The sequence below is a fragment of the Campylobacter hominis ATCC BAA-381 genome (genome assembly GCF_000017585.1).
GTDB classification, from domain to species: Bacteria; Campylobacterota; Campylobacteria; order Campylobacterales; family Campylobacteraceae; genus Campylobacter_B; species Campylobacter_B hominis.
Genome location: NC_009714.1, coordinates 814,969 through 837,869, shown reverse-complemented (window position 1 = coordinate 837,869; position 22,901 = coordinate 814,969). Strand labels below are relative to the sequence as shown.

The following is a 22,901-nucleotide window of genomic DNA, read 5'->3' as shown; positions in this document are numbered from 1 at the left end:
TGACTGTTTTGTTTAAAAAAAATATTTTTTCGGCTGCATTAAAAATTTTTGCCGAGAATATCGTATAAAAAGCTGAATTGTTTTTTAACTTTCGAAATATCAGCTTGTAAAATTTAATAATTAAAATATGTTTTTTTGTAAAATTTCGCGATTTTATAAAAATATTTTCTATTTTTTTATATTTAAAATTTTGAAAATATCTTAAATTTTTTATAAATTTTAATTTTTTATCATTGAAATTTTGCAAAATTTTGACTTTTTTAAGGCTATAAAGCATTAAAATTTTTTTTCTAATCAAATTTTGCAAAACGTCATCCATTTACGCCATTTCCTCTGCGCGTTTTAAAAGCTCTATTGCGCCGCGCGAGATAAATTCATCGGCCAATTTAGTTCCAAAATTTTTAAAATCGGCTTTTGAAATTTCGCGCTTGTCTTTTATAAACTCGCTTCCATCAGGAAGTCCGACAATAGCTCTTACTTTGATTATATCGCCTGAAATTTCAGCATTTACACCAATCGGAACTTGGCAGCCGCCGTTTAATTTAGCTACAAAATCGCGCTCTATCGTTGTTGCGATAACGGAATTTTCATTATTTATAAATTTTAAAATTTCTATAACTTCGCTTTTATCCACACACTCTATTCCGAGTGCGCCTTGACCCATCGCAGGAATCATCTCATCGAGCGAAAACGGCACGAAATATTTTATATTTTCCATAAGATTAAGCCTTTTAAGTCCGGCACTTGCAAGAATTATCGCGTCAAACTCATTCTCTTTTAATTTTCTAAGTCTGGTATTTATATTTCCGCGAAGCGAAATGATTTTCAAATCGGGACGTTTTATAAGAAGCTGCATTTTTCTTCTAAGTGAAGTTGTGCCTACTTTTGCGCCTTTTGGAAGTTCATTAAAACTTGCAAATTTTTCACTTACAAAGCTATCTCTTACATCTTCTCTTTCACTGATTGCCGTTAAAATAAGACCTTTTGGAAAAACTACAGGAACATCTTTTAAGCTGTGAACTGCCAAATCGCTTTCACCTCTTAACATACTTTCTTCTAATTCTTTTGTAAAAAGCCCCTTGCCGCCGATTTTTGCAAGCGGTGTATCAAGTATGACATCGCCTTTTGTTTTCATACTTTGAAGTTCAACTTCAACTTCAGTGTTATTTTCGATTAAATTTTGTATGTATTTACTTTGCCAAAGCGCCAAAGCTGAGCCTCTTGTTGCTATTCTGAGTTTATTCATTTTTTATCCTCTTCTATAATTTCCACATCAATTATTTCATTTTTATCATAATTATTTGTATTATTTTGCGTAAAATTTTGTGAATTTGAAATTCTATTTGGCGCACATAAAATTAAAATTCCAAAAATATCACCTAAAATTCCTGGTAGTATCAAAAAAATTCCTGCAAGCAAAAGCCCGAATTTCGTAAAAATAGCATCAAAATAGAAAAAATTTCCATCTATTTGTCTGAAATTTCCAAATTTAATAAGTGTGAAAATTCCAATAATAACCGAAACTAAAACTTCAACTTTAAAAGCAAAACCACCAAAAATACTTACAAATATCCACGTTACTAAAATTTCAATTAAAATATATGGGATAATTAAAAATTTCAGCACAATATTCCTTTTAAAGTTTCAAAAATTTCACCGCTTGAAACGATTTTTTTATTAAGTCCTTTTCTTTCTATAAGTTCAACATTGCCATCTTTCAAGCCTTTTCCAACAAGAACGGCAAACGGAAATCCGATGAGTTCAAAATCATTCATTTTTACGCCGAAACGCTCTTTTCTATCATCCAAAAGTGTAGAAATTCCTGCATTTTTACATTTTTCATAAAGCTGTATTGCAAAATTCGAAGCGTCTTCATCTTTTGAGTTTGAAATAATAATTTCAAGTTTAAAAGGCGCTGTTTGTGTATTCCAAATGCAACCTTTCTCATCATGACCGGCTTCAATCATAACAGCAAGCAACCTTGAAACTCCTATACCATAGCAACCCATGAAAAACGGAACCGCCTTTCCGTTTTCATCTAAAAATATCGCATTCATCGCTTTGCTATATTTTTGTCCGAGCTGAAAAATATGTCCTACTTCGATTCCTTTTTTTATATCAAGCTTTGCGCCGCATTTTGGGCAGCAATCCCCTGCTCTTACTTGTGACAGATCGACAAATCTTTCATCTTTAAAATTTGTAACTGCAAATCCTACGATATGATAATCCTTTTCATTCGCGCCTACGATTAGATTGCGTTCGTTTTTAAGCTCTTTGTCTATGTAAAAATTAATATCATCAGGAAGTCCTGCCGGACCGCAAAAACCTGCTATTAGACCTGCTTTTTTTATCTCATCTTCGCTTGCATCTTCAAATTCCAAAGCTCCGCACGCATTCAGTGCTTTTGTCTCTTGAAGCTCATCATCTCCTCTTACGAAAAACAGCACGATTTCACTTTTATCAACAAAAACAGCTTTTTTTATTACGGCTTTTACGGTGAAAAATTTATCTACTTTGAAAAAATTAGCAACATCGTCAATTGTTTTCATATTCGGTGTATGAAATTTTTGCATTTTTTCTGTTTCAGGGGCTGCGCAAGGCGCTTCGCGTTTTACGCGTACCGCAGCTTCGATATTCGCCGCGTATTTGCAGCTTTCACATACCAAAATATCATCTTCTCCGTTTTGAGCCAAAACCATGAATTCTTTACTTCCACTTCCGCCGATTGCGCCGCTATCGGCCTCTACGGCTCTAAAATTCAGACCTAAACGAGAAAAAATATTTGTATAAGTTTTTTCCATTACATCGAATTCACGCTTTAAATCCTCCATATTTGCATGGAATGAATATCCGTCTTTCATTATAAACTCGCGTCCTCTTAAAAGTCCGAATCTAGGGCGTGCTTCGTCGCGAAATTTTGTATTTATCTGATAAATGTGAATTGGCAGCTGTTTATAAGATGTGATTTTATTTGCAATCATTTTTACGCTGCTTTCTTCATTTGTAGGGCTTAAAACAAAGCCGTTTTCTTTTCTGTCTTTTATCCTTAAAAGCTCTTTTCCATAGACATTGTATCGTCCGCTTTCTTGCCAAAATTCGCTTGGTGTGACAAAGCTGAAATTTACCTGCAAAGCTCCAGTTTTATCCATTTCATCTTTTATTACGGCTTTTATTTTTTCTATTACCATTTCGCCAAGCGGCAAAAAATTATAAAGTCCTGAACCAAGTTGTTCTATAAATCCTGCTCTTATTAAAAAAACATGACTTGGTAAAATAGCGTCTTTTGGCGCCTCTTTCAATGTCGGTGCAAAAAATTTGCTAAATTTCATTTTTATTCTCCAAACTATTTTCACAAAATTTGTCAAAATCTTCTTCAATACCAAAAATTTCAGCGATTGCATTTATATCATTTTGGGCATTTTCATCCAAATTTTTAAGATTTACAGTAGGCGTATGTAAAAACGCTTTAAAAACCTGATGAATTAATTTGCGCGCTTCATCTATATCGCTATGTCGCAAATATCCACGTTTTATCGCTTTTTTCAATTCCGTTTCGGCGACTTTTTTAGCCGAATTTCGCAAAGCCTTGATAATCGGCGTAGAAGAAAGCGTTTTTAAATCTTTATAAAATTTAGTCGTTTCCCGCCCTACAATTGAATATGCTATTTGAGCTTGTTCCTCACGTAAAAGCAGATTTTTACGCACAATCTCTTCCAAATCATCAACCGCATAAACTTCGCTTAAATCGTCGCATGTTATATCTATATCGCGAGGAACAGCAATATCGAAAAAATATCTTTTAAAGTTTTGAGGTTTTGCAAGTAAATCGGTTATAATAGGCTTATTTGCGCCAGTTGCTGAAAAAATCAGCGCGTATTTGTTTATAAACTCGCCCAAATTTGAAAATTCAGCTATGCTTGCATTCTCGCCAAGACTTTCTGCAAGTTTTTTTGCATGATCTATATTTCTATTAATTATTATAACTTTCGCTTTGTGTGTTATTAAATGTTTGCATGCAAGCTCAGCCATTTCTCCTGCGCCTACAACTACCGCCGTTGTACCGCCCAAATCGCCGATTTTTTCGCGCGCCATACATACTGCTACACTTGCTACCGAAATAGGATTTTTGGAAATATCTGTTTTGCTTCTTATGACGGCTGCGCATTTTAAAGCCGAATTTATGGCAAGATCCAGCATTACGCCTGATTTACGCTCATTTTTAGCAAAATTATAAGCGTCTTTTAACTGCCCTACAATTTGCGTTTCGCCTACAACCAAACTATCCAAAGAACTTGCTACTGAAAAAAGATGATGAATTGCTCCGTCATCTTCATAAATATCGGCGCGTTCTTTTAATTCATCAAAATCCACGCCGCTTAATTTTGAAATTGCTTTTATCACATAATCGCTCGTATAATTAAAATCATCTATATAAGCAAGCACTTCAACTCTGTTACAGGTGCTAAGAACAAGACACTCTTTAATTGCTTTGTTTGAACAGATTAACTTTAAAATTTCACGTTTTTTAACGTCATTTGCAAAACTAAGTTTTTCTCTAACTATTATGTCTGTGTTTTTGTGAGTAAAACTGACACTCATATAATTCATTAAAATTCCCTATTTATCATATTTTCAGCGATTTTTATAAGTTCTTTGTTATTAAATTCTTCAACAGCCTCAACCGCTTTTTTACCGAAATTTTTAGCTTCATCTATACAAAATTCAATTATTTTAAATTCTTGAAATTTATCTTTTATCCATGCGCTCTGTTCGTCGTTTAGCTCTTTTTTAAAATAACTTTGCAGTATTTCGCGTTCATTTAATGGAAGTTTTTCGTAAAGATAAATATAAGGAAGCGTTGTTTTACCATCTTTAAAATCATTAAGTGCCGGTTTTCCAAGCTTTTTGCTATCTTGAGTTATGTCTAAAATATCATCAATTATTTGAAAAGCAAGTCCTAAATTTTTGCCGTATTCTGCAAACTTTTCACAATCCGAATTTGCCAAAAAAGCGCCGATTTTTGCAACCGATTCTATTAAACCGGCAGTTTTATAATAAATCATCGTAAGATAATTTTCGCGGTTTTTATTAAAATTTTCGCTCATTTTTACATCCATAAGCTCGCCGATACTTAACTTAAAAACGGCGTTTGAAATAGTTTTGGATATAAAATCGTTAAACGAACAGAGCTCAAAAAAAGCTTTACTGTAAAAAATATCGCCGAGCATTACAGCATTTTTACTGCCAAAAACGGCATTTATACTTGGATTTCCACGTCTTATGTCGCTTTCGTCGATAACGTCGTCGTGAAGCAAACTTGCAGCATGAATCAGCTCCACAATCGCGCAAAGTTTAAGTGAAATTTCACTTTCGCCTGCGATTTTCAATAAAAGTTTAGAGCGAAGTTTTTTACCTGATTTTATTTGAGAAAACATCTGCATAGCTGGTTCATATCCACACTCTGCGATAAAATTATGCATTAGATTATCGATTTTATCCATTTTTACTCATTATTGCTTAAAATATTTCCGGTAAGCTCGATATATTTATCGTTCAGCGCATTTTCCATAATATCCGGATTTTCTACGATAAAATTAAAAATTTCAGTTTCGTCAATTCCTGCCTTTTCACATAAATTTTCAAGTGCGACAGCGCGCATAAGCAGGTTTTCTATCTCATTTTCAACTAATGTTTTACTTGCATGAAAGATTATATCAAAAAATTTATCTTTGGGATTTCCCTCAAAAATTTCCACTTTTCGCCCTTTTTTAAAAAATTTTATAATTATAACCAAAAAATATTTAAATTTTATTAGTTAAGTAAAACCGAACTTTTCAAAAATTTAAATTCTATGAAACATATATTTTGCAAAAAAGTTTAATTTTTATAAAATTTTATTGTTAAATACTTTTTTAAGGCTGAAATATTTAAATTTAAAAAATATCTGAAATTTTACATTTTTTGTATTATTTTCCACGCATCGCCAGGAGTTTTTGCATTTTGTGAAATTTCACTTTTTTGTCCGAAACCCCAAGTTGCTTGAATATAAGGCATTTTAGCTTTTATAGCGGCTATTTCATCTTTTTTGCTGTCGCCTAAAAAAATCGCTTCGTTAAGTTTGGCACCTGAAATTTCCAAAACCTTAAAAAGCATCGCAGGATCGGGCTTTGGCGGCATATTTTTATCAACGCCTACTATTAAATCAAAAAATTCCGAAACACCGTTAATTTCCAAAATTTCACGCAAACTGATTTCAGGCGCATTACTTGCAACTGCTATAAAATATCCTTCGTCGCGGCATTTTTGTAAAATTTCAAAAAGTCCGTCGTAAAGCTTCGCGTGAAGTTTATAGTTTTTTATAAATTCACGCTCAAATTCATACTTTTGCTCTTTTGTAACATTTCTCACGCCGTAAAATTCAAAAATCATATCTTTTTTCGGATCATTTATAGTTTTTATTATGAAATCTTCTTTTAGATTTTCTTTTAAACCAATATTCCGTCTTAAAGCATTTATCGTACAATATATCGCTTTTGCGCTATTTATAAGCGTTCCATCCATATCAAAAATAATAACTTTCATTCAAATTCCTTTAGAAAATCAACTTTATGTTTATCTTTACGGTATTTTTTATTTTTAAGTTTTTGCAAAGCGTTTGCTTCTTTTAAAAGTTCGTCTTTGCTTTTAGATTCGCTGTTAATGACATTTCTAACGAAATTTTCAAGCGCTTTTGTATAAGGCTGATCCAAAAATACGGCTTCGCATTTTTTTAAAATTTCATAATTTTTTGCAACGCGCGCACGAAAAATTTCATCATCGAAATCCGCCTTTTTAAGTAAATTTATTACTGAGCCTGAAAATCTTTCTAACGCCCTTATATATTTGATTCTATCTTGTCTATTTTCCAAAATTCAACCTTTTTTACGAAAAATTATAGCTAAAATTTACTTATAAAATTTACATTATATAAAATGAGATGAAATTTGACAATTTTTATTTATAAATTTTTCTTTAATAAATATATTTAAACTAAATACTATATTAAAAATTAAACATAAAATCATTATATATAATCATTTTAAAAATATATACAAATTATTGACATTTTTAAAATTTAGTGCTAATATTTTGCGAAAATTTTTCAAAAAAAGGAAAAAAATGAAACAGGAAACTCTTGCAACTCATTATGGTTACAATCAAAAAAGCGGTTTTGGAGCAATGGCAGTTCCTATTTATCAAACTACAGCTTATGATTTCGGAACCGGTGAAATCGCCGCGGATCGTTTTGCATTGCGCAATATCGGACAAATTTATACACGTCTTACAAATCCGACAACAGATGTTTTTGAAGCCAGAATTTCAGCTCTTGAAGACGGAGCAGCTGCAATTGCGACTTCAAGCGGACAAGCAGCAAGTTTTGCAGCAATTGCAAATTTGGTAAAAGCGGGCGAAAATGTAATTTTATCAAACAAAGTATATGGCGGTACAAGCACGCTTTTCGTGCATTCTTTGAAACGTTTCGGTATAGAAACCAGAATTTTTGATCCGGAAAAAGCTGACGATCTTGAATCTCAAATAGATGATAAAACTCGCGCGATATTTTTTGAAACTCTTTCAAATCCGCAAATTTCAGTGGCAAATACGCCAAAAATTGCAAAAATTGCAAATAAATACGGCATTGTCTCGATTGCAGATAATACTTGCGCGACACCGATTTTATATACACCTTTTAAGGACGGTGTGGACGTTGTAATTCACAGTGCAAGTAAATATATAAGCGGTCAAGGATTAAGCATCGCCGGTGTTGTTGTTTCAAGTAAAACTCTAAACAAAAAACTTGTTAAAAATCCGCGCTACGAACATTTTAATGAACCTGATTTAAGTTATCACGGCCTTGTTTATGCTGCTTTGGCAGATAAATTCGACATTTTTACACTTAGACTTAGACTTGGAGTTTTAAGAGATTTCGGTATGACACTTTCTCCGTTTAACGCATTTCAGCTTATTCAAGGGCTTGAAACCCTAAGCATAAGAGTTCAAAAACATTCATCAAATGCATTGAAAATTGCAGAATTTTTGCAAAATCATCCGAAAGTAAAAAGCGTAAATTATCCGGGACTTAGAAGTTCGCCAAATTACGATTTTGTAAGCAAAAATTTCAAAAACGGACTTGCAAACGGACTTTTAAGCTTTGAAGTGGAAAATTATGAATTTGCAAAAAAAGTCTTAAACAGCACAAAAATTTTCGCCGTTGTTGTAAATATCGGTGACAGCAAATCAATCATAACTCATCCTGCAAGCACAACGCACTCTCAACTTTCAAAACAGGAGCTTAAAGACAGCGGAATAAGCGAAGGTTTGATTAGGCTTAGTGTAGGACTTGAAGATGCTGAAGATCTTATAAATGACCTTTCCGAGGCGCTTAAATGACATTTCTTACAAAGCGCGGCGTTTATGCGGCAATAATAATGCTTGAAATCTCAAAAGGCGATAAAACCGCGCCTGTAAGCATAAAAAGCATAGCAGATACGCTAGGAAAAAGTAAAAACTATTTGGAACAGGCTATAAACGCTTTACGAAAAGCAGGTTTAATTAAAGCTTTACGCGGACCGAACGGTGGATATTTTCTGCTTAAAAAACCGAATGAAATCACATTCGGCGATATTTTTAACGCTACCGAAGGCGAACTTGTAATGACAAATTTGGATATCAAAAACGAAAATTTAAAGCGATTTTTTGACGATTTAAATAATAAAATCAAAAAAACTCTTGAAATTCCGCTTAGTGATTATGAAAAATTTGTCCAAACAAAAGAAAAATTTTTAAATTTTGTAATATAAAGGAAAAATATGAAAATAGCAAAAGACGTAACCGAACTTATAGGAAATACGCCGCTTGTGCGCATAAACACATTTGGCGACAACGCTACAATCGTAGCCAAAGCTGAATTTACAAATCCAAGCTCATCCGTAAAAGATCGTATAGCGTGGGGAATAATAAAAGATGCGATGAATAAAGGAAAAATAAACGAAAAAACGCTTATAGTTGAGCCGACAAGCGGTAATACAGGTGTCGGACTTGCTATGATTTGCGCTAAATTCGGACTTAATCTAACTCTTACAATGCCAAGCTCAATGAGCGTGGAAAGAAGAAATTTAATATCCGCTTATGGCGCTAAAATTGTGCTTACGAAGCCGGAATTCGGTATGCAAGGAGCCGTAGATAAAGCAAATGAACTTGCAGGTCAAAACGCCAATTCTTTTATTCCAAGTCAATTCAGTAATCCTGCAAATCCTGCAACGCATTTCGCAACAACAGGACCTGAAATTTGGGAACAAACAGAAGGCAAAGTTGATATTTTTGTCGCTTCGTTCGGCACTGGTGGCACTTTTAGCGGAATCGCCAAGTTTTTAAAAAGCAAAAATCCGAATATAAAAGCTATAGCAGTTGAACCCGCAAGTTCACCGCTTCTTAGCAAAGGAAATGCAGGCGCGCATAAGATTCAAGGTATAGGCGCGAATTTCATTCCTGAAAATTTGGATAAAAGTCTGATTGATGAGGTAATTGCCGTAAGCAATGAAGACGCTTTTGATGCGTCAAGAAATTTAGCTCGATATGAAGGACTTCTGGTTGGAATTTCAAGCGGAGCAAATGTGTATGCAAGCTCTGTCGTAGCCGCTCGCAAAAAAAACAGAGGCAAGATGATAGTTACTATTTTATGCGATACCGGAGAGAGATATCTTTCAACGGAACTTTTTAAATAAAATTTATTTGCAAGGCGCGATTTTTAAAGCGCTTTGCTTTTTTAATAACCGCAAGTCAGTTTTAAAAAATTTAATATTTAAACTTAAAAACAGTTTCAAATGCTCGCTTTTTGATTTTTATGATTTGTCAACGAATTTTTAAATAATTTAAAGATTAGTTCCGCAAATAAGCTATTATAATACGCGATTTATTTAAATTCTACAAGCCGATTTTAATTTTGTATCTTGATTTTAGCATTTTGCAGACAACTTCACAAATCACTTTTCAGTTTTGTAAAAATGCATGTAAATATAAATTTGTTTACATATAAAATATTTTTCAATGTATTTTTAAATTTTTATTTTATTTAAGAATTTTTTTGAATTTTAAATCCAGTGGCACTGAAATTTTATATTTAGCGCGATTTAAATTTTAATAATTTAAAATTTATAGAAAATATCGGCTATTTTTTTACTTAAATCTAAATAAAAATTTAAAATGTTAATAAAATTTTGATACAAAAATGACATTTTTAAGTTTTTGCACTCTTTTTTACTGAATTAAAATTTCACGCCGCTGTTTTTATAAAAATTTCGCCACAACCTTACGCAAACATTACACATAAACTTTTAATAAATTTTAGATAAAATAATCGCAAAATCCATATAAGGGAAAAATATGAAAAAATTGTTTTTGATACTGTTGTTTTTGATAAACTCACTTAACGCAAAGCCTTATATTCCGTATGAACACGAAAAAATGCTGACAGAAAACAGTATTAAAATCGATGAAATTTTTAAATCGGTTGATAATCTTTGGAAACACGCTAATTCTTATCCGCCGTTTTTTGATACAAACTCGGATAAAAACCGCGCAAAAAGCGATTCGCAAACACTGTTGAATGTATTTGACTTTTTGCGTGAAAAATTTTATAAAACGTTTGATGAAAATCTGAAAAAGCAGTTTGATTTTTCGCAAGCAAAACTTTTTGTGATAGCTTATAACCTTGATGTTGGAAATTTTGCGCCACAAGCAGACGAAATATTTGAAAAGTTGATTATAAATGATAAAAACAGCGCATTATTACATAGAATTTACGGCGAGTTTCTTGGAAATTCGGCTCGCAACGAAAAAGCTGAATTTCATCTTAAAAAAGCCGTTGAACTTGGCGATAAAAGTGCGCATTTCGGACTTGGCGTAACATATTTGATAGATAATAATAAAACAGCCGCAAAAGATGAATTTGAAACTTTTCTAAAATTTTATCCGAATAACGAAGAAGCGAAAAATATCATAGACGCCATAAATAAAGGAAATGTGGAATTTAAAAAAGAGTAATTTTTTGATTTATAATATTTCGCATTTTTATACTGATCCGAATTATTTAAAATTTTACATAAATATAAGAGCAAAAATCGGTAGCACCGTTTAATAAATTTGTTAAAGATATAAAAGATTTTAATAAAATTTAAAAGATAGTTCTCACCGATATTACATGAAATTGTAACTATTTTTTATGCGTAGCTAAATTTCAAGCTTATTACGGCATTTGTCACAAACTTTGTTTATTAAAATTTTAATGCACGTTTGAAACGCACGTACAACGAACATTTATATTCAGGCAAAATTATATTTATAGAAATTTATCAAAAATAAGATTTTATTTTTATTTATTTTAAAATTTTTATAAGTTCATGGTAATATTTAAAATGCATAAATTTACATAATTTAAAATGAAATATAGTTATTTTTTTAATCAGCTCAAAAATGGTATAAATTTCAAAAAATTTTGATTTGCTATTTTTGCACATTAAATCAAATTTCGCAAATTTTAAGCCTTTTTCGGTAGAATTCAGTTTTTTTAAAGGTAAAAAATGGACGATAAAAAATTTAACAAATACGATTTACGCTGGATGATGTCGCTTTTTGGAACTGCTGTTGGAGCGGGAATTTTATTTTTGCCGATAAAAGCCGGTGCTTTTGGAATTTATCCCGTGCTTGTAATGACACTTTTAGCGTTTCCAATGGCATTTTTAAGCCACCGAAATTTGGCTCGTTTTTGCAATGCTTCAAAAAAGCCGCAAAGCGATATCAGCGAAGTCAGTGAAGAATTTTTCGGCGCGAAAGCCGGCATTATCATCACATTTTTATATTTTTTCGTATTTTTTCAAGCCTGCATAATGTATGGCGTCGGAATCACAAATACACTGATAAGTTTTATGCAAAATCAACTTGAAATCGCGCAAATAAGCAGATTTGCGGTTTGTTTTATCATAATTTCGGCGATGATTTTCGTAATGATTTTTAAAGAAGATCTTGTGATAAAAGTCTGTGAATGGCTTACATATCCGCTTTGTGCGTTGCTTTTGATTTTTTCTTTATATCTCGTACCGCACTGGCAAATTTCGGCTTTTTTCAACTTTCCGACTCCAAAAGATTTTTTTCTAAGCATACTCTTTTCACTTCCGGTTCTTGCGTTTTCTTTTGAGCATACGCCCGCGGTTTCGACTTTTGCGCAAAGTATGCAAAGACGCTACGGAAATACGTTGAAAGATTTCAAATGCAATCAAATTTTATTTAAAAATGCGACTATTTTACTGTTTTTTATTATGTTTTTTGTAATTTCCTGTGTGCTAAGCCTGAATCCTGATGAATTTAGTGAAGCGGCGAAGCAAAATATACCGATAGTAAGCTATTTTGCAAATAAATTCGATGATGTGATAATCAGCTATTTTGCGCCTTTAATTGCGATTCTGGCAATCGCGACTAGTTTTTTCGGACACTATTTCGGGGCACGTGAAGGACTGAACGGAATTGTAAATAAAACTTATTTGAAATTCCAAGCGCCTTTACCAAAAGAAAAACCTTTAAACATAGCCATTGCAGCGTTTTTTTACATCACGATGCTTATTTTTTCTTACTTAAATCCAAGCATTTTAGGAATTATTGATATGTTCGTAGGACCGATTATAGCTGCTATTTTGTTTTTGCTTCCGGTTTATGGCATTTACAAAGTGCCAGCGCTGAAAAAATATCGTAAAATTTCAGCCGATATTTTTATTGCCGTTTTTGGAATATTTACAATCGCAACGGTAGTTTTTGAAATATTGTTTTAACTAAAAAATATGTTTTATAAATTTTGACGATTAAGATTTTTAAATTTTTAATAACTGAGAAACTTAATTTAAACTTACACTTAAAAAGATTTTTATAAATTTTTACAAACTGAAAAATTTAAAATTTTCTAGTTTTAATGTGAAAATTTCATGTAAAAACCGAACGATTTAAAATTTTATTAACATAATGCGTATTTTTTAAAATTTTACAGTATTAAAAATCAGGCATAAAATTTAATCAAAAGCTTTTTAGATAAATTTTCTTACTGAGAAAATATAGATTATAAAATTTACCGTTTTGCATTTAAAAAATAAAAATTAACAAATTCTAGGCAAAAGCTCGCCTTTTGGAAATTCTAAAAACCGCTCGGTTCCATAAGCATTTTGTAAAATTACCCGTCCTTTTTCATTTTGTGTTACTTCGCCGATAATTGCGGCATTTTCGTTAAATTTTCGTAAAATTTCAAGCGCTTTAATTTCGTCGCCGTCTTCTATAAATGCCACGAATGTGCCCTCATTTGCCAAATCATATGGCTCAAAACCCAAAAGCTCACATATTCCAAGCACTTCAGGCGCCACTTTTATATCATTTTCACGGATTGAAATTTCACAATTCAAATGTTGTGCAAATTCATTTAAAACTGCTGATAAACCGCCACGCGTCGCATCTCTTAAAGCAAGGATTTTGACATCATTTTTTAAAAGCTCTGTTACAGCGGCATTTAAAGGTTTACAATCGCTTTTTAAATCCGTGCTTACCGAAATTTCATCGCGCGCTGCCATTATTACGGCGCCATGTCTTCCTATATCGCCGCTTATCAATACTTTTGCGCCTTTTTTTACACAATCCATTTGCACTCCGGCTTTTAAAATTTGCCCTATTCCGCTTGTATTTATAAAGATTTGATCACCTGAACCGCGCGGAACGACTTTTGTGTCGCCGCAAACTATTTTCACGCCGGCTTCTTTTGCGGTTTTTGCCATTGAATTTAAAATTCGCTCAAAAGTGTCAATCTCCAATCCTTCTTCTATTATAAACGCACAACTTAAAAAAAGCGGTTTGGCTCCAACCATCGCCAAGTCATTTACTGTACCGCAAACTGCGATTTTACCTATATCTCCACCATTAAAAAAAAGCGGTGTAACCACAAAAGAATCAGTCGTAAAAGCTAAATTTCCACATAAAATTTGAGTATTTTTTTTATTATGGCAATTTTGCACATTGAAGTTCATATTGTCCGTTTTATTTTGTCCGTTTAAATTTGAAACGTCAAAATTTTGAGATTTTTCATTAAAATAATCCGTTTTATCACCAAAATTTGCGCTTATAATATCAAAATTTTTATCTAAATCAAGCGGAAAATTTAATATCGCCGAATCGTTTGCTCTGCGTAAAATTTCATTGTCAAATGCTTTAAAAATAGTATCATTTATAAGACTGTTCATCTCTTCACCGCCACCGCCATGACTTAAAAGAATTTGCTTTTTCAATTTATATCTCCTTTAAAATCATTTATTTTAACTAAAAAATCCTTTGTTTTACTATATAAACTATTTAAAAAATAATATTTCCACAAATTTTATTCATTCTAAAATTTCTTTACGGAAATACAGTTGCAAAATTAATAAAAAATTAAATAAAATAAGTAATAAAAGCAATTTAAATTATAAAAATTATTATTATTATTATTATAAATTTATTTGCATTAGATTTATATAATTTGCAAAATATTTACCGAAGGTTATAGTAATGGATTTTCTAAAAAGCAATGCAGATTATATTATAATTATCATTTTAGCGCTTATGAGCTTTATCTCGCTGTGGTTCAGTATAGAAAGAGCTCTTTTTTATAGACGTGTAAATGTTAAACAATATGAAAACATAGAAACTTACGAAAAAGATCTGACCAAAAATCTGACCACACTTTATATTATCTATTCAAATGCCCCTTATGTAGGACTTTTAGGCACAGTTACCGGAATTATGATTACATTTTACGATATGGGGCTTAGCGGAAATATGGACGCCAAAAGTATAATGCTTGGACTTTCGTTGGCGTTAAAAGCTACAGCACTTGGACTTTGTGTGGCAATTCCGACGCTTATGATTTATAATGCTTTCTTAAGAAAAGTTGAAGTTTTGCTTGTAGAATTTAAAGAGTCAAAAAAATGAGACCCAAAAGAGACGGGCTAAATATTGTCCCTTTTATAGATGTTATGCTTGTGCTTTTGGCGATTGTTTTAAGCGTTTCAACATTTATCGCTCAAGGCGGAATAAAAGTTGAACTGGCAAATTCTAAAAATGCCGTCACGCTTCCAAATATCGATAAAGTATTAGTAATTTCAGTAGATGATAGCAATAATATCTATATAAATAATAAAATTTCATCAATCAATGAAGTTGAAAATTCCATCAAAAACATAAACAAAGATACTTTTGTAGAAATTAAAAACGATAAAAACAGTAAATTTGAAACTTTTATATCTATAATAGATGTTTTAAAAACACACAAACACGAAAATTTTACAATCGCATTGGAAAAAAATGAGTAAAGAAAGTTTGCTTGGATTTATTATCTCGCTTTCACTTCACTTCGGAGTTGTCTATGCGGCAGTATATAAAATAAATGATAACATAAATATCAGCGATGAAATATACACTTTACCGATTTCTGCTTTCAGTAAAGCGCCGAATATAGCGCAATCCGCAAATGAAGCTTTATCTGAAAATAATGAAATTTCCGAAGAGGAAATTTCAACAAAAAAAATAGAAAAATCAGAATACATAGCTAAAAAAGAATTGACCGAAACTAAAACAACGACTGCGATAAAGCGACAAGAAAAAGACACCGTTAAAAAACCTGAAACAGTAAAAAATATAAAATCAAAACCGAAAAAAACACAAAAAAAAGAAAATTTTACAGGTAATAAAAAAGCTGACGACAAACAAAATAACAATTCAAACAACAATATAAACTCAAACTTTATTTCAAATGATATATCAGTTTCAAATACACCTGATAATGCTTTATTTAAAGAGATTAAAAAGGCGATACAAACAAATTTGATATATCCTGAAATCGCAAAACAAAACGGTTATAACGGTAAAGTCAAACTTGATTTTGATATAGACAGCACGCGAATACCGAAAAATATAAAAATTATCAAAAGCTCGTCATATTCTATACTTGATAAAAATGCAATATATACAGTAAAAAAGGCGGCAAAAGATTTTCCTGAAATAGATAAAAAATATAATATAACAATCAATATAAATTTTAATCTATTCTGATAAAAAATTTTATGAAAGGAAAAAATATGAGAATTTTATCTCTTATTTTTATGCTGACGACATTTTTGTTGGCAGGCGGCGTTTTAACGCATGAGTTAGTTGTTCCGAATATGGGATGTGGCGGTTGTGCCAAAAAAATTAAAAGAGTAGTTGAAGGAAACTATACTTTAATTTCAATGGATTTTAACACAACTACAAAAGATGTAAATTTAACAATGCCAAGTGAAATTGACATAAACAGTGTTATAAAAACAATAAATGATGCAGGCTATAAGGCGAGATTAAAGGAAAAACAGTGAGAAAGATTGCATTTATTTTTACTCCTTTGGCTTTAATAGCCGAAAGTATAGATATAGGCGAAGTGGAAGTCAGCGATAGCAAAAGCTTAAATACACAAACAAGCTCTTATGTATCATCAAGAACCATCACGCAGGAAAAATTAAAAGCCCAAACCAAAAAAGACGGTACGATTAGCGATGCGCTTCGTTCAAATCCGAATGTAATTTTAAATAAAACAGCCGATTCCTCAACGGAATCGGGCGAAATTTCACCAAAAGATGTAAGTATAAACGGAGCCAGTTTTTACCAAAATAATTTTATGGTGGATGGATTAAATTTCAACGACGATATAAATCCGGCAGGTTACAGAACTTTATTTAAAAATACTTGGAGAGGCCCTACTCTTGGCTCACAAGCCATAAATTTAAGCAGCGATTTGTTAAAAAGCATTGAAGTCATCGACAGTTCGGTATCCGCAAAATACGGCGGATTTCAAGGCGGAGTCGTAAATGCTAAAACAAGAGATCCTAAAAAAGGATTTCACGGAGTTGTAAGCGGCGGATACACAAGTGGAGATTTAAGTAAAAATTTTATCGATCCTTTAGTAAGAGATAATTACAAAAACTCGACAGGCTGGTATGATAAAAGCGATTTTTCAAAAAGAAAATATAGATTTGGAATGGAAGGCTACGTAAGCGATGATTTCGGATTGCTTTTTGATTACACAAAACATAAATCAATAATCAAAACGCATACAAAAGATAGTATTATGGATCCGAAAATCGCTGAATTTCCAAACGAAACAAGAGATGCGCAAAACTATTTTATCAAAGGAATTTACAGAGCCGGCGACAGAGTAAATATAAAACCGAGCTATTTATATTAAAAACAAAACAGCAGAAGTTTTATAGAACACGATTTAAATTCAGCAATGGATAATAAATTCGGCGGTTTTGCACTGAATTTGGATGTCGAAGCTGATTTGGATTCTGTATTTTTAGAGCAAAAAGTTAGCTACTCCGAATTTGAGAGTTCAAGATATTTTGATTTTAAGAATGGACTTTATGATTATGCCAAGTCAAATTTAAAAAATTGGGGAAACAGCTATAATGCGCGCGACGGTCTTTTTCACTCATATTATGGAGGACTTGGCGATATAAAACAACTCCAAAAAACTTTTACTTACAATATTGATGCCACGCTCAGCGAATTTGAAATTTTAAATACAAAACACAATATAATAAACGGATTTGAGTATGAAAATAAGCGTGGAAGCTACAGAACCTTAACGCCTTTTGCCGAATATTTTACCCCGAAAGATTTGCCTGACGGTTATATTTGCGATAAAGACGATTTAACTTGCATAAATGATAATAGCTTTGGCGGTAAAGGTCAATATTTAAGCAAATTATATTATTACGGAAATGTCTATAACAAAGCGACAATGAATAAGTTCGCTCTGTATTTGGAAGATGAAATTTTATATGATAAATTTAAATTTCGTCCCGGCGTAAGAATGGAGCGAAACAGCATAAATAACGATGTAAATATCGCGCCGAGATTTGTAAGCGAATATGAATTTATAGGTGAAAATTTCTTAGGCTTCGGACTAAATCGTTATTACGGAAGAGAACTTTTCGCTCAAAAAATTTACAACGATATGTATGCTCATCAAGAAGATTTTATAAGAAATCATCCGAATGAAAAATTTACAAAAACTGCAAATGACATAAACGGATTTTTAGGCAACAAATTTAAAACGCCTTACGACGATGAATTAAGTTTATTTTATAGAGGCGATATAAAAAATGCAAGACTGGATTTAAAATACATAAAACGTAAAAGCAGAGATGAGGTCAAAGTGACTTCACGCAAAAAAGCGGGACTCGGATCGGTAGCAGGACTTGATGACAACTACTATATTTATACGAATGACGGCAAAACGGATAGTGATATTTATACTTTTACAGTTCAAAACATAGATCCTATAGAATTTATAAATACAAAAAACTATTTTGAACTTGGCTATACGCATATGAAAAGAGACAGAAACTTTAACAAATATACCGATTCAGATCTGTATTTGGATAGAAAAATTCTTTACAATGGCAAAGAAAGAACAATCGGCGAACTTCCTACGGTCGATTTTTATACGCCTGATGTTTTAAGGCTGGCACATACAATGCAAGTACCATATTTTGGTATAACGCTATCTAATTTCATAAATTACGAAAGCGGAAACGAAGCATTGGTAAGAGGATTTGATAAAGCAAAAAAAATGCAGACATATACTAAAGTAAATCTTCCAAGCCGCACAACTTGGGATGCAAGAATCGCTTATGAGAAAAATTTACATAAAGACGTGGAATTTTTTGCAAATTTCGATATAAACAATATCCTGAATAAAAAACAAAAAATAGACGCTGACAGCATTGATGATAAAATTTACTATACATATGCGACAGGCAGAAATTTATATTTGGAAGTTGGACTTAAATGGTAAAATTTTAGCCCTTCGGGGCTAAATCTGAACTAAAATTACCAAATTTAGCTTTTTTAAAATTTGATATTTTTTAAAACGTGAAATAGCTGGTTGCCTAATTTAAATTTTTTGATGTTTTTAAACTCGCTCGCATTTTTAAATTTTACTGCTTTTAAATTCATCAAATCTTGTCTTGTGATATTGATAAGAATTTTAAATTTTATCTGTAATAGATAAACTCTATATTATTTTTATTAAAAAATATTTATAATCGTATCATTATAAGATTTTGCCATATCAAACGAAACTTAAATAACAATACTCTTTAAATATTATATGCTTTGTTATGTTATTTTGTTAAATTTTTATATTTAGGATGAAAATATGGATAAAATCAATTTTATATTTGGTTGAAAAATGTGGTATAAAAAATAAAAATATTATTTCTAAACTTTTAAATTTGCCATATAATACTGTAAATGGTTGAAATGGTGAAGACAAACCGTTTCCTTTGCGGCTTGATAGTTGATTTTTTAATTTTTATGAAAATAGAAAAAATTCTATTGAGCTTAAAAATTTAAAAAATATTTTTTAAAAAAAATTTAGAAAAATTTTAAAATGTCTAAAATTTGACTATAAAAATTTATGAAAGTTTAAGCTATTTTGCAAATTTTAAATTTTGCTTTTACTATTTTTATCTATAAAAAAATCTATAAAACTTATAACATTTTTTATTTGATCTACAAAAATTTTTATATCAGTTTCGTTTATTTTGTTAAACAATGATGGATTATAATCAAAATGATAGCCGTTTAAAAACAGATAAAATTTACCATTTATAAAGGCAAAACTTGCATTTCCGTCACCTATTTCGTTTTGAAATTTTATGATTTTTTCCATAGATAAAAAATCAAGCAGATATCTTGCCTCTATCTCATCATCGCTAAAAATTCTAAACTCTTCATTAAACTCTCTGTTATCCAAAATCTCTTTTTTACCGTCTATTTTTGTGTTGTAAGACCTATCTACAATTATAGTTTTTGAACTAAATTTTTTACCGATATCAAAACCCAAAACTACACCTTGAAATTTAGAAAGCTCATATTTGACCTGTTTTGCAAGTTCTATTATTTTTCCGATTTTACTGCTTGAATAATGTTTTTCTTCATAAGTTTCTACGATACAAAACTCAAACTCACTTCCTTTATACAGACCTTTTATCAAATCATGCGTTATAAAAATATTATAAGCATAAATTTCAGTTTCATTTATAAAGTCACTTCCAAGACCTTTTTGCGGCGTATAAACATACTCTTTAAAAAATTCTGAAATGATTTTTTCTTTTATGATATAGCTGAAATTTAACCTTTTTTCTTTGAAGTGATAATAATAAAGTTGTGAAAAGATAAATATGAGCGCAAAACAGGGTATTGCTATTAGCGCTCCTATTTTATCCACAAAATTACCATATCCATACTCATCATAAGGTAGTTTATAAAGGATTACTAAAGATGGAAAATAGTCACAAAGATAGTCATAAATGAGCAAAATTACTATTATAAAAAGCGGAATTAAAAAACAATATAATCTATAATTGAAAATAGCGCCTTTTAGCATCTTTTTTCGTTCAATTTCAAATTCTTCCATTACGCTTTTTTATATTCTTTTATATTTATAGTATGCCGCGCAAGCTCCCTCACTGGAAACCATACATGATCCGATAGGATTTTGCGGTGTGCAGGCTTTGCCAAAAACTTTGCAATCATATGGTTTTGCCAAACCTCTTAAAATTTTACCACAAATACACGCCTTATTTTCTTTAATGTTTCCAACCGAACAGTCAAAAACTTTTTTTGCATTAATCGCGTCATATTCATCTTTTAAGTCCATTCCGCTGTTTGCAATTTCTCCGAGTCCGCGCCACGAAAAATTACACGGATGCAAATATTTTGCGACAAGCGCTTTAGCTTTTTCATTGCCAAGCGGTTTTACAGCTCTTGCATATTCATTATAAACTTCAAATGTTCCCGAATTTTGCTGACGCACAAGATTTAGCACGCTATCCATTATGTCAAGTGGCTCAAATCCGCTTACGGCAATAGGTTTATGAAATTCAGCCGCAATTTTTTCGTAGGGACGCGAACCTGTTATTACACTTACATGACTCGGTCCCAAAAATGCATCTATTTTTGTTTCTTTATCACTTAAAATCATACGAATAGGAGCTGGAATTGTTACATGATTTATGTGAAAAAATAGATTTTTTAATCCGTTTTGAATGGTTTGTTCTATTAAAACAGCACTCATAGGCGTTGTAGTTTCAAAACCGATAGCAAAAAAAATAACATTTTTATCAGGATTTTGTTTAGCAATTTTAAGGGCATCAAGCGGCGTATAAAGTGAGCGGATATCATGCCCTTTTGCACGAAGTTTTTGAAGACTGGTAATAGAACCTGGTACCCTCATCATATCTGCAAGTGAGCAAAATATAGTATCAGACATACTTGCAAGCTTTATCGCTTCATCAATGCGAGATTGCGGCATTACACACACAGGACATCCAGGACCGTGGATAAAATTTATATTTTCACCGACAAGTTCAGGAATGCCGAATTTCATAATAGAATGAGTATGTCCTCCGCAAATTTCCATTATATTAAATGGTTTTTTGCTTTCTTTTTTAATAACCTCATTGAGACTTAAAATTAAATTTTTATCCCTAAAATCATTTATTAAATCCATCTTTTTGATCCATATCACTCATAAATCCATCATTTTCGCTTATTTTACCGCTATGCATTTGAGAAACTATCTCTTTATATGTTGCTAAACTTTGAAGTGCATACTGTGTATCGATTTTTTCCATTGCAAAACCGACATGAATCAGCACATAATCACCAATTTTTAAAGGTTCGCTTATAAGATCCAAACTGACACCACGTCTAACACCCAAAGTTTCAACGGTCGCAAAGTTGTTTTCATCTATTTCTATGATTTTTGACGGTATAGAAAGACACATTAGCGAAATTCCTTTTTGTATTCCAAATATTTAAGCCACTTTTCCACGCCTTCTCCAGATACGCTATCAAGCGCTATAACATCGGCTTTCGGATTAAGTTTATGCACATCATCTATGACATTTTGGATATTAAAATCAAAATATTTTCCAAGAGAAATTTTAGTAATCACAACCAAATCGGCCGCTCGAAACATAACAGGATATTTTGCGACTTTATCAGATCCTTCAGGCGTGCTTAAAAGAACGACATTCAGGTGACTTCCAACATCGTAACTGGCAGGACAGACGAGATTTCCCACATTTTCCACAAAAACAAGATCAAGATTTTCAAGCGGCAGATGATGAAGTCCTTCGTGCACCATAAATGCATCTAAATGGCAGCTTTGACCGGTTGTAATTTGATGAGCTTCGGCGCCTGCTTTTACGATACGATCGGCGTCTTTATTTGTTTCTAAATCGCCTTCAACAACTCCGATTTTAAACTTTCCACTTTTAATGGTTGTTTCAAGAAGCGTTGTTTTACCGCTTCCTGGACTACTCATAAGATTTAGACACAAAATTTTATTTTCATCAAGCCAAGCGCGATTATTTTTTGCCTGTTCATCATTTTTTGACAAAATTTTAGTAATTACATTTACGGTTTTTTCATCTTTTAAGGCAGGATTAAATCCATGAGTATGTGGATTTTCGCCACCATTATGGCTATGAACAACACCATCATGGCTATGATGAAAATGTTCGTGATTTTGTAAATCTTCGCCGTGTTCGTGTGAATGAGTATGAGTCGTACCGTCAGCATGTGTGTGAGTGTGCTCGTGTGCAGTAAGCGAGCAACCGCAATCTTTACACATTTTTTCTCCTTTAAAAATTATTTTTTATATTCTATCACTTTAATACTAAAGAAACTTTTTAAATTTTTTGCTTTTTGCCGTTTTTTATAATTAATTAAAGTTTGCGGATTATTTTACA

General features: G+C 31.8%; 24 protein-coding genes. 11 read left to right on the top strand and 13 right to left on the bottom strand.

The genetic code is table 11. From position 1 onward, the window contains the following. Positions 1-319: 319 nt before the first annotated feature. The 8 genes from hemC to CHAB381_RS04185 all read right to left on the bottom strand — a co-directional run bounded on the left by hemC (position 320) and on the right by CHAB381_RS04185 (position 6,908). On the bottom strand, positions 320-1,246 hold the full coding sequence (hemC, locus tag CHAB381_RS04220) for a hydroxymethylbilane synthase (RefSeq protein ID WP_012108752.1): 927 nt from the start codon (positions 1,244-1,246) through the stop codon (positions 320-322). Next, on the bottom strand, positions 1,243-1,626 hold the full coding sequence (locus CHAB381_RS04215) for an FxsA family protein (RefSeq protein ID WP_012108751.1): 384 nt from the start codon (positions 1,624-1,626) through the stop codon (positions 1,243-1,245). The genes hemC and CHAB381_RS04215 overlap by 4 nt, the downstream gene beginning before the upstream one ends. Next, positions 1,620-3,329: a proline--tRNA ligase gene (locus CHAB381_RS04210; protein WP_012108750.1), complete on the bottom strand. Its 1,710-nt coding sequence runs from the start codon at positions 3,327-3,329 to the stop codon at positions 1,620-1,622. Before CHAB381_RS04210 ends, CHAB381_RS04215 begins: the two co-directional genes overlap by 7 nt. Then, complete coding sequence (gene hemA, locus CHAB381_RS04205) at positions 3,319-4,608, bottom strand: glutamyl-tRNA reductase (protein ID WP_012108749.1); 1,290 nt, start codon at positions 4,606-4,608, stop codon at positions 3,319-3,321. The genes CHAB381_RS04210 and hemA overlap by 11 nt, the downstream gene beginning before the upstream one ends. After that, positions 4,608-5,501 (bottom strand): polyprenyl synthetase family protein, encoded by an 894-nt coding sequence (locus CHAB381_RS04200; RefSeq protein ID WP_012108748.1) that lies wholly within the window; start codon positions 5,499-5,501, stop codon positions 4,608-4,610. The genes hemA and CHAB381_RS04200 overlap by 1 nt, the downstream gene beginning before the upstream one ends. 2 nt (positions 5,502-5,503) lie before the next feature. Next, a complete protein-coding gene (locus tag CHAB381_RS04195) occupies positions 5,504-5,755 on the bottom strand; it encodes a DUF2018 family protein (RefSeq protein ID WP_041570489.1) in 252 nt (83 codons plus the stop codon). Between the two features lie 197 nt (positions 5,756-5,952). Then, the gene (locus tag CHAB381_RS04190) at positions 5,953-6,582 is read right to left on the bottom strand and encodes an HAD family hydrolase (protein ID WP_012108746.1); all 630 of its coding nucleotides are present in this window, start codon (positions 6,580-6,582) and stop codon (positions 5,953-5,955) included. Continuing rightward, the gene (locus tag CHAB381_RS04185) at positions 6,579-6,908 is read right to left on the bottom strand and encodes a hypothetical protein (RefSeq protein WP_012108745.1); all 330 of its coding nucleotides are present in this window, start codon (positions 6,906-6,908) and stop codon (positions 6,579-6,581) included. Before CHAB381_RS04185 ends, CHAB381_RS04190 begins: the two co-directional genes overlap by 4 nt. Positions 6,909-7,158: 250 nt before the next feature. Between CHAB381_RS04185 and CHAB381_RS04180 the strand changes: the two genes are divergently transcribed. The 5 genes from CHAB381_RS04180 to CHAB381_RS04160 all read left to right on the top strand — a co-directional run bounded on the left by CHAB381_RS04180 (position 7,159) and on the right by CHAB381_RS04160 (position 12,860). Next, entirely contained in the window at positions 7,159-8,430 is a 1,272-nt protein-coding gene (locus CHAB381_RS04180; RefSeq protein ID WP_012108744.1) for an O-acetylhomoserine aminocarboxypropyltransferase/cysteine synthase family protein, read from the top strand. After that, the gene (locus CHAB381_RS04175; protein WP_012108743.1) at positions 8,427-8,840 is read left to right on the top strand and encodes an RrF2 family transcriptional regulator; all 414 of its coding nucleotides are present in this window, start codon (positions 8,427-8,429) and stop codon (positions 8,838-8,840) included. Before CHAB381_RS04180 ends, CHAB381_RS04175 begins: the two co-directional genes overlap by 4 nt. A 9-nt stretch (positions 8,841-8,849) precedes the next feature. Then, positions 8,850-9,764, top strand: a complete 915-nt coding sequence (gene cysK / locus CHAB381_RS04170) for a cysteine synthase A (protein WP_012108742.1) — start codon at positions 8,850-8,852, stop codon at positions 9,762-9,764. 658 nt (positions 9,765-10,422) lie between these two features. Continuing rightward, positions 10,423-11,082: a tetratricopeptide repeat protein gene (locus CHAB381_RS04165; RefSeq protein WP_012108739.1), complete on the top strand. Its 660-nt coding sequence runs from the start codon at positions 10,423-10,425 to the stop codon at positions 11,080-11,082. 536 nt (positions 11,083-11,618) lie between these two features. Beyond that, complete coding sequence (locus CHAB381_RS04160; RefSeq protein ID WP_012108735.1) at positions 11,619-12,860, top strand: aromatic amino acid transport family protein; 1,242 nt, start codon at positions 11,619-11,621, stop codon at positions 12,858-12,860. A gap of 318 nt (positions 12,861-13,178) precedes the next feature. On the opposite strand, the gene hypE is transcribed toward CHAB381_RS04160, so the two are convergent. Continuing rightward, complete coding sequence (hypE, locus tag CHAB381_RS04155) at positions 13,179-14,306, bottom strand: hydrogenase expression/formation protein HypE (protein ID WP_049752852.1); 1,128 nt, start codon at positions 14,304-14,306, stop codon at positions 13,179-13,181. A gap of 304 nt (positions 14,307-14,610) precedes the next feature. On the opposite strand from hypE, the gene exbB reads away from it, so the two are divergent. Genes exbB through CHAB381_RS08460 form a run of 6 tightly spaced genes read left to right on the top strand, consistent with a single transcriptional unit; the run spans position 14,611 to position 18,934 of the window. Then, the gene (gene exbB, locus CHAB381_RS04150) at positions 14,611-15,033 is read left to right on the top strand and encodes a TonB-system energizer ExbB (RefSeq protein ID WP_012108733.1); all 423 of its coding nucleotides are present in this window, start codon (positions 14,611-14,613) and stop codon (positions 15,031-15,033) included. Continuing rightward, a complete protein-coding gene (gene exbD / locus CHAB381_RS04145; RefSeq protein WP_012108732.1) occupies positions 15,030-15,413 on the top strand; it encodes a TonB system transport protein ExbD in 384 nt (127 codons plus the stop codon). The genes exbB and exbD overlap by 4 nt, the downstream gene beginning before the upstream one ends. Beyond that, positions 15,406-16,152 (top strand): energy transducer TonB, encoded by a 747-nt coding sequence (locus tag CHAB381_RS04140; protein WP_012108731.1) that lies wholly within the window; start codon positions 15,406-15,408, stop codon positions 16,150-16,152. The genes exbD and CHAB381_RS04140 overlap by 8 nt, the downstream gene beginning before the upstream one ends. 26 nt (positions 16,153-16,178) lie before the next feature. Further along, positions 16,179-16,451 (top strand): heavy-metal-associated domain-containing protein, encoded by a 273-nt coding sequence (locus CHAB381_RS04135; RefSeq protein ID WP_012108730.1) that lies wholly within the window; start codon positions 16,179-16,181, stop codon positions 16,449-16,451. Then, on the top strand, positions 16,448-17,317 hold the full coding sequence (locus tag CHAB381_RS08465) for a TonB-dependent receptor plug domain-containing protein (protein WP_049752833.1): 870 nt from the start codon (positions 16,448-16,450) through the stop codon (positions 17,315-17,317). Before CHAB381_RS04135 ends, CHAB381_RS08465 begins: the two co-directional genes overlap by 4 nt. Positions 17,318-17,362: 45 nt before the next feature. After that, positions 17,363-18,934: a TonB-dependent receptor gene (locus tag CHAB381_RS08460; protein WP_049752832.1), complete on the top strand. Its 1,572-nt coding sequence runs from the start codon at positions 17,363-17,365 to the stop codon at positions 18,932-18,934. Positions 18,935-19,585: 651 nt separating this feature from the next. On the opposite strand, the gene CHAB381_RS04125 is transcribed toward CHAB381_RS08460, so the two are convergent. From CHAB381_RS04125 to hypB, 4 genes are read right to left on the bottom strand one after another with little or no spacing between them, the layout of a single operon-like run. Beyond that, positions 19,586-20,560: a DUF3137 domain-containing protein gene (locus CHAB381_RS04125; protein WP_012108729.1), complete on the bottom strand. Its 975-nt coding sequence runs from the start codon at positions 20,558-20,560 to the stop codon at positions 19,586-19,588. Positions 20,561-20,569: 9 nt separating this feature from the next. Next, the gene (hypD, locus tag CHAB381_RS04120) at positions 20,570-21,655 is read right to left on the bottom strand and encodes a hydrogenase formation protein HypD (protein WP_012108728.1); all 1,086 of its coding nucleotides are present in this window, start codon (positions 21,653-21,655) and stop codon (positions 20,570-20,572) included. After that, entirely contained in the window at positions 21,639-21,932 is a 294-nt protein-coding gene (locus CHAB381_RS04115; protein WP_012108727.1) for a HypC/HybG/HupF family hydrogenase formation chaperone, read from the bottom strand. The genes hypD and CHAB381_RS04115 overlap by 17 nt, the downstream gene beginning before the upstream one ends. Further along, a complete protein-coding gene (hypB, locus tag CHAB381_RS04110) occupies positions 21,932-22,783 on the bottom strand; it encodes a hydrogenase nickel incorporation protein HypB (protein WP_012108726.1) in 852 nt (283 codons plus the stop codon). The genes CHAB381_RS04115 and hypB overlap by 1 nt, the downstream gene beginning before the upstream one ends. Between the last annotated feature and the right edge of the window lie 118 nt (positions 22,784-22,901).

Bases quoted from the DNA above. Each gene is read 5' to 3' on its own strand.
- CHAB381_RS04115 (WP_012108727.1), bottom strand. From the start codon at position 21,932: ATGTGTCTTTCTATACCGTCAAAAATCATAGAAATAGATGAAAACAAC.
- CHAB381_RS04200 (WP_012108748.1), bottom strand. From the start codon at position 5,501: ATGGATAAAATCGATAATCTAATGCATAATTTTATCGCAGAGTGTGGA.
- CHAB381_RS04190 (WP_012108746.1), bottom strand. From the start codon at position 6,582: ATGAAAGTTATTATTTTTGATATGGATGGAACGCTTATAAATAGCGCA.
- CHAB381_RS04175 (WP_012108743.1), top strand. From the start codon at position 8,427: ATGACATTTCTTACAAAGCGCGGCGTTTATGCGGCAATAATAATGCTT.
- hypD (WP_012108728.1), bottom strand. From the start codon at position 21,655: ATGGATTTAATAAATGATTTTAGGGATAAAAATTTAATTTTAAGTCTC.
- hypE (WP_049752852.1), bottom strand. From the start codon at position 14,306: ATGAACAGTCTTATAAATGATACTATTTTTAAAGCATTTGACAATGAA.
- hemA (WP_012108749.1), bottom strand. From the start codon at position 4,608: ATGAATTATATGAGTGTCAGTTTTACTCACAAAAACACAGACATAATA.
- CHAB381_RS04140 (WP_012108731.1), top strand. From the start codon at position 15,406: ATGAGTAAAGAAAGTTTGCTTGGATTTATTATCTCGCTTTCACTTCAC.
- CHAB381_RS04160 (WP_012108735.1), top strand. From the start codon at position 11,619: ATGGACGATAAAAAATTTAACAAATACGATTTACGCTGGATGATGTCG.
- hemC (WP_012108752.1), bottom strand. From the start codon at position 1,246: ATGAATAAACTCAGAATAGCAACAAGAGGCTCAGCTTTGGCGCTTTGG.
- CHAB381_RS04165 (WP_012108739.1), top strand. From the start codon at position 10,423: ATGAAAAAATTGTTTTTGATACTGTTGTTTTTGATAAACTCACTTAAC.
- CHAB381_RS04210 (WP_012108750.1), bottom strand. From the start codon at position 3,329: ATGAAATTTAGCAAATTTTTTGCACCGACATTGAAAGAGGCGCCAAAA.
- CHAB381_RS08460 (WP_049752832.1), top strand. From the start codon at position 17,363: ATGGATAATAAATTCGGCGGTTTTGCACTGAATTTGGATGTCGAAGCT.
- exbD (WP_012108732.1), top strand. From the start codon at position 15,030: ATGAGACCCAAAAGAGACGGGCTAAATATTGTCCCTTTTATAGATGTT.
- CHAB381_RS04125 (WP_012108729.1), bottom strand. From the start codon at position 20,560: ATGGAAGAATTTGAAATTGAACGAAAAAAGATGCTAAAAGGCGCTATT.
- CHAB381_RS04135 (WP_012108730.1), top strand. From the start codon at position 16,179: ATGAGAATTTTATCTCTTATTTTTATGCTGACGACATTTTTGTTGGCA.
- CHAB381_RS04180 (WP_012108744.1), top strand. From the start codon at position 7,159: ATGAAACAGGAAACTCTTGCAACTCATTATGGTTACAATCAAAAAAGC.
- cysK (WP_012108742.1), top strand. From the start codon at position 8,850: ATGAAAATAGCAAAAGACGTAACCGAACTTATAGGAAATACGCCGCTT.
- hypB (WP_012108726.1), bottom strand. From the start codon at position 22,783: ATGTGTAAAGATTGCGGTTGCTCGCTTACTGCACACGAGCACACTCAC.
- exbB (WP_012108733.1), top strand. From the start codon at position 14,611: ATGGATTTTCTAAAAAGCAATGCAGATTATATTATAATTATCATTTTA.